This window comes from Peribacillus sp. YIM B13472 (genome assembly GCF_042788005.1).
Classification (GTDB): Bacteria; Bacillota; Bacilli; order Bacillales; family DSM-1321; genus Peribacillus; species Peribacillus simplex_E.
Map to the genome: position 1 here is coordinate 69,929 of NZ_JBHZPG010000022.1, position 10,207 is coordinate 80,135.

Here is a 10,207-nt window from a genome sequence, read left to right on the forward strand (position 1 = left end):
GGCCCAAAGCAATATCTTCAACTCCTCAGATATCGTTTCAATCTAAATGTTATACCTAAGTTGACCGGATCGGGTGTGCGAGACTCCTGCTTAGAAAAGCACGTCCAATTGAGACCCCCGCAGGCGCAAGCCGAGGGCGGACCGCCCGCGTAAAGTGAATGCCTGGAGCGGAAATCAACGACCAAATTGTACAAGCCATAAAAATACCGTAGACAAACTGAATGGTCCATCCCTAATGGGATGGACCATTTCCATTCACATTTTCCCTTCATTATATTCCAGATTCACTTTTATTGAATGCTCTTTCTTCACACCAAAATAATTCGTGCCTATTACACCTAAAATGATTAGTATCGACCCCAAAATATCATAGATGGTAATCTTTTCATTTAGAATGAGAGCTCCTGCTGTAATCGTGACAACAGTGGAAAGATTAGCAAACACACTCATTTGGGACGCTTTGATTTTTGATAAAATCGTATTGGATAATAACGAAGTGACCAATGAAGCCAATATTCCCAAGTACATAATGGAACTGATGAATTCCATGCTCGACCATGGTGTAAAGAATTCCGCCATCGATCCTTGTTTTAAGTGGGTGAACATCGCAGCCACATTAAAAATGACAAAGCCTGTTCCCATCATGAAAAAGGACATTTCACCTGGTGTATAGTCCTTGGCAAGTGAACGGGTCATCGTTGTGTAACAGGCAGTTGCAATACAGGATAACAAGATCAACAGCATCCCAAGCATGTCGGAAAAATCGATGGTGCTTCCTTTCATCACAAAAATAAAAATGACCCCGACTACCGACAAAACAATCGAAAGCTTTTGATATAAAGATGTTTTCTCTTTCAGGAAATATCCAGCTATCATCAATGTTAGAATTGGGGTGACGGCAGACAGAATTCCAGCATCGGTGGATTGCGAATACTTAAGTCCGAAAGTTTGAAAGGCAAAGAAAAGAGTTGGGAACAACAAGGATAGCGGGATCAGATTTTTAACCGACTCCCAGGAATAGTTCACCTTAATGACTTTAACGGCGACCAGGAATAAAATGATGACAAAAGAAATCGTGAATCGGAACGCCAAAGTATCAAGCGGATTCGATTCTGCAATCGCCATTTTTGTAAATAAGAAAGATAAGCCGACAATACTTAAATGAAATAGCGCTAACATGTATGCAAATGTTCGGGATTTCATGGCTGCAACTCCTCAACTAGATTACTATATTCCTATTTAGGTATAGTACCCTTTGCATCTGTTTTGCAATCCAAGTTAGAGTTAAAAAATCCAGGTCTTTTTTGGGATATTTTACGTATTTGAAATTTTAATAAGACAACAATATAGTGTTAGCATGTTTATTTATTAGCCTCTTTTGAAGAAAAATGGATGCCCGCTTATCATGAGGAACAATACTCCCATTTTTCATATAGCTTGATATTATATTGAGGAATATGAATGCATTTTGTGCTATGCAAGTTAAAGTCTATTACAATAATGTATGGTTGAATTAAATCTGAATGCATCATATCGTAAGAAAGTAATAATTATTAATCGACAATGACAGAGTTTTTTTGGATAGGTTTCTTCTACTTCAATGTTATTGTAGGCAATCGGTTCTTCAAAAGTGGTCTGAGCTTTCTGTTTTCTTTTCAAATACATACTTATTGCAAAAATAACTGTGAAGTTGATCAATAAAGCAATTAAGCCAAAATTAATATTCAAGAAATTTATCTGTGCTAAATGCATACATATGGCGAACAGATCCCCTGCAATGAGGCCTGCTGCAATACCTGCAGGTCTTATGGACCGGAAAAAGAAAATCGATAATAATCCAGGCAGGAATTGCCCAAATCCATAATATGCTGTGTTAATCAAATTCAGCATCAAACTTGGCGCCAACAATGTTAACCCCATCGAACACAACAGATAGAGAAGAACAATAATTTGGACCCATTTTCTCTGAGATAATACGAATTTTTTATCTAATGTCAAAACGTTTGCGTTCGTTATCAAGAGATCCACATGAACCATAAAAATTCCTCCTTTTAAGAGTTATTTAGATTAATTGAGATAAAAGAAGTAACATTAAAGCATTAAATTTTCTATTGTCTCCTTCGAGAATAGTTTATATCCCGCTCATCAGTAATTAGGCAGATACTCCCTTCCACTGGTGCAACATCTTGTTTCTTCATTAAAGAAACATAGTTATGAGGTCTTTTTTGCAATTCTGGTGAACTTCTATATTTTTTAAGATAGAAGTTAAAAAATTATTGATAAACGTTTAAGTAGATAGATTAAAATATACACGACGGAATATTCTGACTTTTTATTGACTTTTTGAACTGTGTGTAGCATTCACTAAAAAGTGGTACTGACGTTATGATGAGTTATTGTAAATGTGATATAAAAAAATTCAAAGAAAGGGGAAATTAAATAGCGGAAAAGTTATTACGTATAGTGACTTTCATTTAGTTAGAACTTTGTTGAAGTATGATCATTTACAATTCAAATATGATAAAATTTCAACGAGGAAGCGAGGTATATATATGTTAGTTACTACTTTAATTTTCATTATGGCTGGCGTAGCGGAAATTGGTGGCGGTTACCTAATTTGGCTCTGGTTAAGAGAAGGTAAATCCATTTATCTAGGTTTAGCCGGAGGTTTCGGATTGGTGCTATACGGAATCATTGCAACTTTCCAAACGTTCCCTACCTTTGGACGTGTCTATGCTGCATATGGCGGGGTTTTTATTATTTTATCGGTTTTATGGGGATGGGCCATCGATAAGAAAACCCCTGATTTATATGATTGGATTGGTGCTGTAATCTGTTTGGTCGGGGTTTCAGTCATTATATGGGGCCCCAGACACTAAAAAATTAAAGGGCCTTATACCCTTTAATTTTTTACCAAATTCCCCACTTATTGTTTAGCTGAGCTTCATCTGATGTTAATACAGTGATGCAGCCTTTGTGTGCTATATCAATTTCTTTTCCTGCCTGATTGCAGTCATGTTGCTGAAATTATCCTGAATATGGTATGGCAAAAGCTAAAAAATTGACTTGTAAGGACAACTTCATATCAAGCAGGATCCCGCAGAAAGTAGGAGCGAGTATTCCGCCATTTCTGCCGATGCCCAATGCCCAGCCGACACCTGTAGATCGGTTTTCATTAGGATAATACTGGGATACCTATGCATTCGTTACGAATTGTGTACCAGTTGTCCTACCTCCTGCAATGGCAATCAGTATATAAAGCATGATCATGCTTGGCTTGAAACTCAGCATTGTAAGGGTAATGAATCCAATGACCAAAAAAGTTACCAGAATCCCTTGGAACCATATCTGTCTGCAAGCTTCCCTCCAACTATTGCTTAAAAAACTGCTCCGAGGTTCAATGGCTTGAACCTAATTCATATCCTGCCCCTCCCATGATCTTTGGAAGCCATGTAGTCAAGCCATACATTACGAACAAACACATGAAAAATGCAATCCAGGACATGAGGGTGCTTAAAGTCCTCCCTTTTTTGAAAAACTGTTTAACTGGAAACCCTTTCATTTCACTTTTAAGTTGCTCCTGAAGGACATAATTATCATTCATGGTTATTGCCCGTATACATTCACCTGATTCAGAACGTCCACCAATTTGCTTTTTTTGTTTTTTGTCATTAAATAATTAATCGACTCTGGCAACAATTTATATAATATAGGCATGAAGATTAATGGGAGTGCACCTAGCCAAACCACTGCCCGCCAACCAAAGTTCGGAATCAAATACATCGCTCCCATTGATGCGACATCCCCCCTAAAGCGTGCTCGCTGAACATGATCGCGACCATGGTACTTCTAAGTTTTTTTTGGAGCATATTCAGTAATGATAGCAATTAAGTTCGGCAAGACTCCTCCCAGTCCAAGTCCTGCAACAAAACGTTGTATCCCAAAAGAATTTGGTTCATCGGCAAAGCCCGATAAATGTAAATACGGAAAAAATGACCGTACAAATCAAAATGACTTTCTTTCTGCCGAATTTATCAGCCAGCGGTCCAAAGACCAACGCTCCTATCATCATTCCAAACAATCCATAGCTGCTGAATACCCCCGCCTCTACAGCAGTTATCCTCCACTCCGCCATCAAAGATGGCAGGATCGTCCCTAGCATGAACATATCATACCCGTCAGTGAGGGAAAAGCGGGTCCGGGGGAAGACCGCCCACGGAAAGCGAGTGCCTGGAGAGGAAATCAACGTTCAAATCTTATTATAAAATTCGGGTAATAATTCCCTCGATAAAATCGTGAAAGGGATTCGAAATGAGACCATTCCGAACCCCTTTTGTCAACAAAAAAAAGCCCTCTTATCAAAGAGGGCTTATAACGAGTATAAGGATTATGCTTCCAAGGCTTCTTTACGTTTTCTTTTCCTTGATTCTGTTATAAGATCATAACCAAGATAAATAATGATGGCTCCGCCTAACAATTTAACATATAACGGAATGTCCGCTACAAAGAAATAAATCATAGAGAATAATGTCCCTATAATGCTTAACCAAAAAATTACATGTTTTAAAATTTTCAAAGTAAGACTCCTCACAAAAGATGAGATTATTTTCTAGTTCGCTCCATTTTAAGGAGGAATTAATTATCCGTACCATCATTCTAACATTTATTCATTATATTAAGAGTGACTCGAATTGCGAAATTATGAACATTTAAGCAACTTTTCTCAAGAATAGAGCAAACCAAACAATTCTCGGAAAATCTTACCGCTAATTCTTTTCAATTTCCCTTTTCATATAGATCCATTACTACATCAAAAAAGGCAAATAAAACAAATATGCATGAAATGGCAGCAAGGGTATCCCTGCCCTGCATTTCATGCATTTAATTTTACAAGACGTTCATTTTATTGGATTCTACCACCACTTCAGTTGGTTCCGAATGATCATGTTTATAATAAGCCATTTTCGCTGGAACGAATGATAAAGCAACCGCGGCAATGAGACCCGGAACAGCGAAGGCGATGAAATTCATTTGGATGGGTAGCGAGATGGATAATAAGAATCCGCCGAGTATGGGTCCGAGCATACCGCCGATCCTTCCAATTCCAGATGCGACCCCTAATGCCGTTGATCTAATATTTGGTGGATAGTACTGGGAAACATAGGCTTGTACAAGATTTTGGGCACCAATGGTACAGGCTCCTGCAACCGCTACCAAAGTGTAAATCACAAACGAGCTTCCGCCCATTCCCAATAGGGTCAAACTGACTGCCCCAAGCGCATACATCGGCACAAGCATTTTCTTGGATCCATAACGATCACAAAGTTTAGCGATGATAAGTGTCCCTACGATAGCCCCCCCTTGAAGAACGATCAAGAAACCTAAGCTTGAATTCAGCGCATACCCTGCCTCGATCATTAACTTTGGTAGCCATGTATTCAATCCATATACCATCAATAGGCACATGAAAAAGGCGATCCAGAACATCAGTGTGCTTAGTGCACGGGAATCCTTGAATAATCCAACAATCGGCATATTCGTATCTGTTTTTTTCCCTTCCACAAGTTCGTCCTTGATGTCGAATTCACTTTCCGGACTTACCTTGGATAATATTCTGATCAGTTCTTCCTTTTTGTTGATTCTAATCAGATGGGTCGAAGCCTCTGGTAAACGTTTCATCATGAAGGGTAAAAACAACAATGGTATTCCGGCAAACCAGAATATTGATTCCCAACCTAGTGTCGGCATAACCAGGATGCCCAGTATCGGCGCAAGCATCCCTCCGAATGAGTAACCGCACAAAACGATTGAAACGACCATGCTCCGCATCTTTTTCGGTGCATAATCCGTCAATAAAGCTATGACGTTCGGCATGATTCCCCCTAGCCCTAATCCGGCTAGAAATCGGAAAGTCGAAAACATGGTAGGCGTGTTCGCAAATCCACATAATAGTGTAAATAAACTAAATAAAATCAGTGAAATAGCTATAACATTTTTTCTGCCAATCCGATCTGCTAATGTACCAAAGAAAATGGCCCCGAACATCATACCAAATAGTCCATAGCTCCCCATTGCCCCCGCTTCCACGGAAGTAAGGTTCCACTCCTCCGTCAATACCGGAACAACAGTACCGTAAACGACGAGGTCATAGCCATCAAAAAGGATAATGATAAAACACCATGCCAGCAATCCAAAATGAAAGCGATTGAACTTACTGTTGCCAATTACCTCGGTCGTATTAATTTTAGCCATAAAATTTTCTCCTCTCTAGGTGACTGCAGTACTTCCTTCCAAATGATAGCGCTTACTTATTCCTTTTAAAAACAACGACTCACCATTAATTTATACAAATAGTGAACCGAGTTATCTAATTGTTATTATAAATGCTAATTATCTGATATTTCAATAAAAATTTTCGAATATTTTTCATAAATCTCTGAAAATGTTTTCTGATGCTATCGTTATATACAAAGTTCCGAAAATAAGTAAAAACAACAAAAAACCAGTCCCTCATCGGAACTGGTTTCTAATTATAAAAGTAGTAAGCCGCAATTGCCGTATTCAAGTAAGAAAGTTTTAAACCACCACTCCTCAAAGTGGGTGTTTGCAGAAACAATCCTGTTGTCCAAGTCATTGACGAGGCATAACATTCCTGTCTCGATGTAAAACTCCCTATTACAGCTTAAAGGTTAAAACTTAATTATCATTACGAACAACGCAGCTTGTATAGTTATAATACCGAAATATCTTCAATCTTGCAAGTTTAATCATTCCCAGACAACAAAAAAATTTCATGTTACACATTAAGCTGGTGGAGCCAATTTGTCATGCCCAAACGGCGAAATTAATAGCTGAACTCTGATTTCTCATACTGTCCCCCAACTTTCATTGATATCTTTTTAAGGAATAGCATCCTTGGGTAAGTAATATTTTCAGATAGAATGTGCAAGATAAAATTGGGACGGAATTGAATGTGTTTGTCTTGCGAAGATCATCGGATGCTGAACTATATAGTATATCCTAAATAATATTTGCAAATACATGGAAGGAGTCTATAATATTAACTAACAAACTTGATTGGAGTGACTAGTTATGCTTTCAAACATTGGTTTTCCCGGTTTGATTTTAATCCTTCTTTTAGCTTTAATTGTTTTTGGACCGAACAAGCTACCTCAAATCGGTCGGGCAGTCGGCACCTCACTTAGGGAGTTTAAGGATGCAACCAAGGGAATAACGGAAGAAATACAAGAGGAATTCAAGGATGACGTACAAGCTGCAAGAAAAGAATCGATAAAATGAAAAAGACGCCTGCACGCAGCAGGCGTCTTTGATGCGTTTGTGGCGCAGAACCGTCAGGCCACATCCCGACGTTTAGCTAAAAGCTTGTTCTTCGACTTACACAAATTAGCTCATCGCTTTATTAATATAACATTAAACTAATTTTATATCAAGTGATTTATTGAGCAGCCTGTTAACTTCATCTTGGATTTGGTTTTATTTCCTTTATGTTTGTTGCTATTCTATTAACCGCTTTAGGGCTTTATAGAAATATTCTATCGAGTTGTTTATTAAAATATGAATGAGTCCGATAATGTGTTCTTTCTAACAAAATCGTTAAACTTATTACAAGTTCATCGTTAATTGAGTCAATTGATCCGAGGAAACGGCCACTTGATTGAACGCTTCATTAATTTCATCGAATATATCATTCAGCTCTGTCATTTCCTTGGTGATCTTAATATTCTGCTCTTTAACAGAAAGCATGGACTTCGCTATTTCAGTAAAAAATATGCCAGTTTCTTTTCCTTGTTTCGTGCCTTTAGTAATTTCCCCGCTAACCATGGAAATTGACATGTTCATGACATTGGTAAAATGAGCAATTCCATTAACCAGTTTCACTACTTCCGAAACTGATACCTTGGTATTTTCTGAAAGCTTCCTTACCTCACCAGCCACAACTGCAAATCCTTTACCATTTTCACCAGCTCTTGCCGCTTCAATCGCTGCGTTCAACGCCAACAAATTCGTTTGCTCCGCAATTGAAGTGATGATCGTGACAATTCGTTCAATTTCCTTAGAAGTATTGGATAGCTGTTCCATATCTTTGGAGATGATCGTCATTTGCTCTTGCGTTTTTACCAATCTTTTCTCTAATCCTTGTAACAGTTCGACTCCCTCATTTGATTTTCCCTCTGCATGTATGGCAATCTCTGACCCTTTTTGAGTGAAATCATGAATTTCGCCTACCTTATTTGCCATTAATTGAGTTGCTGAACTAGTCTCTTGACTGATTGCTGCCAATTCCTCTGCATTATGATTGACCTGTAGTTTTATCGTTTCTTTTTCTGCTAAGTTTTTTTGGCGAATCTTCTCATTTTCAAGTTTATATGCCTCTAAAACTATTTGCTGCTCTAAATTAAAAATTTTAGTGATAGCCAGAATGTTTTCTTGATATTGCTCAATATTTTTTATATCGGAAATCACATGAATGATTAATGATTGCAGTAAATTCTGAAAAGCACTCATATACCATTTGGGCTGCAGTCCAATTCGCACATGTACTTATGCGATAATATAACGCTGTTTAACATACGCATCATCAATGGTACCGCTAAACATTTCGAACATATGGCGATGCAGTGTTTTTTTCAATCTCTCAACAGAACTATTGTCCGAAATGATTTTCATTAAAGAGGGTTCTTTTTCTAGATTTTTATAAAAATTCCCTACAATTTGGGTCAAGTGTTCTTTCACTTTTTCCTGTAAAGAACGAATTATGCACAAATCCCCGATCGTCAAATGAATCATGTCCACTTGATTCAATACACTCGAATATTCGCTGATATTGATACCGACTTGTTCTTTATATTGCATATAGTCTATTGAATCTATCTTTTGTCTACTTCTCCATATACTTTTCATGATTGAATTACCCTCCATTCTTTCTACCCATATATACTATTTCGACATAAAGTCTATTAATCTTAATTCACTTTGATAAATTCCCCTCATTCACACAAGACTTATGAACTATTTATGTCCAAACAAAAAAACACTCCAGGGAGTGTCTCAGAGAAGATTATGAAATAATTCATCAATATTATTCTGACCATTCGTGCACCAATCGTTTGACGGAATCAAAGTACATCACTATACTTATTAAGTCTTAAAAAAAGTATGGGAATAATGCTTACTAATTGAAGAAGGTGACATTCATGGATTTTACGATTACCTATCTATCTTTTTATCTAATCCAAGTTGAAGGAAAAGGCGATCAAGCTGATAAGCGTTTTAAACATTTCCAAACACTTGATACCCAAGAATACGAGGAAAGTCCTCTAAAGGATTTTTTGGATGGGGAATTGATGAAGATTTCCAAGCGAAAAGTGGACCGTCATCCAAAAACTGAACAAATACCGACGAAAATCGGTTCTTTTATTGTCGAAGAAGGACATGCACTTGATTCCAACCCTAATTACAACGTATTTAACCGTGTTCGCTATGCCAAAACGAAAGAGGAATTCCAAGAGGAAAATGAACAATTCACGCGGTCCTATATTGATACAAGTGCCGTCCGTGGTGGTGTCTTCATAATTGCTTCGGCTAAATTATCGAAATATCTTGATGAACCATTCGTATTCTTATTAAAATGTGATTTCGAGCCAAAAGTTGCTTCCATTTCGGATGAACGGACCTTGATTAGGCACGTTGAAATGGCAATCACCACTAAAAATATGAAATCCATTCAATACCCATACATGCCCGAAGAAGGAATGGTCGAGGAAGGCGAACTGAAAATCCACCAGGCCTCACATGCCCGCTACTTCGAGGATTTCCTGAAGTTCGTCGAATATGGCGAATCGATGCCGGAAATCATGAAAAACCAGGTCATCCACATGGTCCATGAACATGTATCCGCCCAATTCGAAGAAAACAGTGACGAACTGCACAAGTTCGAACAGGACCTGGAAATTTGGGAAACAAGTGAAAAGCGTGAAATCCAGGAACGCCTTGAAACCCATCAGGTCGTCGAAGCCACAGCCCAGATTGTCGAGCATACACCTGAAGCCGAACTGCGAATGAAGCTTGGCAGTACATCTATCAAAGGACTACTAGCCGATTTTGGCGAAAGCATCCATTTAGGAAAGATTAATGGGAAGTATGTATTGATGATAGAATCCGATACGATAGAGTTCGATAAAGGCGT

11 protein-coding genes, 1 other RNA gene and 1 pseudogene are annotated in these 10,207 nt (G+C 38.1%); 3 read left to right on the top strand and 10 right to left on the bottom strand.

Features of this window, described 5'->3' with window-relative positions:
• Nucleotides 1–255: 255 nt before the first annotated feature.
• Together ACFX4I_RS16975 and ACFX4I_RS16980 are read right to left on the bottom strand one after the other, a co-directional pair.
• Nucleotides 256–1,203 (bottom strand): DMT family transporter, encoded by a 948-nt coding sequence (locus ACFX4I_RS16975; protein WP_377421902.1) that lies wholly within the window; start codon nucleotides 1,201–1,203, stop codon nucleotides 256–258.
• Between the two features lie 279 nt (nucleotides 1,204–1,482).
• Nucleotides 1,483–2,037 (bottom strand): hypothetical protein, encoded by a 555-nt coding sequence (locus tag ACFX4I_RS16980; protein ID WP_377421904.1) that lies wholly within the window; start codon nucleotides 2,035–2,037, stop codon nucleotides 1,483–1,485.
• A 515-nt stretch (nucleotides 2,038–2,552) separates the two neighbouring features.
• On the opposite strand from ACFX4I_RS16980, the gene ACFX4I_RS16985 reads away from it, so the two are divergent.
• Complete coding sequence (locus ACFX4I_RS16985) at nucleotides 2,553–2,879, top strand: YnfA family protein (RefSeq protein ID WP_377421906.1); 327 nt, start codon at nucleotides 2,553–2,555, stop codon at nucleotides 2,877–2,879.
• A gap of 518 nt (nucleotides 2,880–3,397) precedes the next feature.
• Here the strand turns inward: ACFX4I_RS16985 and ACFX4I_RS16990 are convergent.
• From ACFX4I_RS16990 to ssrS, 6 genes are all read right to left on the bottom strand, one after another.
• The gene (locus tag ACFX4I_RS16990) at nucleotides 3,398–3,604 is read right to left on the bottom strand and encodes a hypothetical protein (protein ID WP_377421908.1); all 207 of its coding nucleotides are present in this window, start codon (nucleotides 3,602–3,604) and stop codon (nucleotides 3,398–3,400) included.
• A gap of 2 nt (nucleotides 3,605–3,606) precedes the next feature.
• Nucleotides 3,607–3,792 carry a hypothetical protein gene (locus ACFX4I_RS16995; RefSeq protein ID WP_377421910.1) on the bottom strand — a complete coding sequence of 62 codons (186 nt, stop codon included), beginning with the start codon at nucleotides 3,790–3,792 and terminating at the stop codon, nucleotides 3,607–3,609.
• Nucleotides 3,793–3,955: 163 nt separating this feature from the next.
• Nucleotides 3,956–4,168 (bottom strand): MFS transporter, encoded by a 213-nt coding sequence (locus ACFX4I_RS17000; RefSeq protein ID WP_377421912.1) that lies wholly within the window; start codon nucleotides 4,166–4,168, stop codon nucleotides 3,956–3,958.
• Between the two features lie 219 nt (nucleotides 4,169–4,387).
• Nucleotides 4,388–4,576, bottom strand: a complete 189-nt coding sequence (locus ACFX4I_RS17005) for a hypothetical protein (RefSeq protein WP_230302859.1) — start codon at nucleotides 4,574–4,576, stop codon at nucleotides 4,388–4,390.
• Nucleotides 4,577–4,887: 311 nt separating this feature from the next.
• Entirely contained in the window at nucleotides 4,888–6,252 is a 1,365-nt protein-coding gene (locus ACFX4I_RS17010) for an MFS transporter (RefSeq protein ID WP_377421914.1), read from the bottom strand.
• A 287-nt stretch (nucleotides 6,253–6,539) separates the two neighbouring features.
• Nucleotides 6,540–6,727, bottom strand: a non-coding RNA gene (gene ssrS, locus ACFX4I_RS17015) — 6S RNA.
• 365 nt (nucleotides 6,728–7,092) lie between these two features.
• Between ssrS and tatA the strand changes: the two genes are divergently transcribed.
• Nucleotides 7,093–7,299, top strand: coding sequence for a twin-arginine translocase TatA/TatE family subunit (gene tatA / locus ACFX4I_RS17020; RefSeq protein WP_101222064.1), 207 nt, complete (start codon nucleotides 7,093–7,095; stop codon nucleotides 7,297–7,299).
• Between the two features lie 324 nt (nucleotides 7,300–7,623).
• On the opposite strand, the gene ACFX4I_RS17025 is transcribed toward tatA, so the two are convergent.
• Nucleotides 7,624–8,259, bottom strand: a complete 636-nt coding sequence (locus ACFX4I_RS17025; RefSeq protein WP_377421922.1) for a methyl-accepting chemotaxis protein — start codon at nucleotides 8,257–8,259, stop codon at nucleotides 7,624–7,626.
• Between the two features lie 123 nt (nucleotides 8,260–8,382).
• Nucleotides 8,383–8,940: pseudogene (locus ACFX4I_RS17030) on the bottom strand (protoglobin domain-containing protein); the annotation flags it as partial.
• Nucleotides 8,941–9,215: 275 nt separating this feature from the next.
• Between ACFX4I_RS17030 and ACFX4I_RS17035 the strand changes: the two are divergent.
• The coding region (locus ACFX4I_RS17035) for a DUF3900 domain-containing protein (protein WP_377421916.1) at nucleotides 9,216–10,207 on the top strand (992 nt) is incomplete at its 3' end.

Excerpts from the sequence above, each read along its gene's own strand:
- ACFX4I_RS16975 (WP_377421902.1), bottom strand. The coding sequence starts at position 1,203 with ATGAAATCCCGAACATTTGCATACATGTTAGCGCTATTTCATTTAAGT.
- ACFX4I_RS16980 (WP_377421904.1), bottom strand. The coding sequence starts at position 2,037 with ATGGTTCATGTGGATCTCTTGATAACGAACGCAAACGTTTTGACATTA.
- ACFX4I_RS16985 (WP_377421906.1), top strand. The coding sequence starts at position 2,553 with ATGTTAGTTACTACTTTAATTTTCATTATGGCTGGCGTAGCGGAAATT.
- ACFX4I_RS16990 (WP_377421908.1), bottom strand. The coding sequence starts at position 3,604 with ATGAATGATAATTATGTCCTTCAGGAGCAACTTAAAAGTGAAATGAAA.
- ACFX4I_RS16995 (WP_377421910.1), bottom strand. The coding sequence starts at position 3,792 with ATGGGAGCGATGTATTTGATTCCGAACTTTGGTTGGCGGGCAGTGGTT.
- ACFX4I_RS17000 (WP_377421912.1), bottom strand. The coding sequence starts at position 4,168 with ATGTTCATGCTAGGGACGATCCTGCCATCTTTGATGGCGGAGTGGAGG.
- ACFX4I_RS17010 (WP_377421914.1), bottom strand. The coding sequence starts at position 6,252 with ATGGCTAAAATTAATACGACCGAGGTAATTGGCAACAGTAAGTTCAAT.
- tatA (WP_101222064.1), top strand. The coding sequence starts at position 7,093 with ATGCTTTCAAACATTGGTTTTCCCGGTTTGATTTTAATCCTTCTTTTA.
- ACFX4I_RS17025 (WP_377421922.1), bottom strand. The coding sequence starts at position 8,259 with ATGGCAAATAAGGTAGGCGAAATTCATGATTTCACTCAAAAAGGGTCA.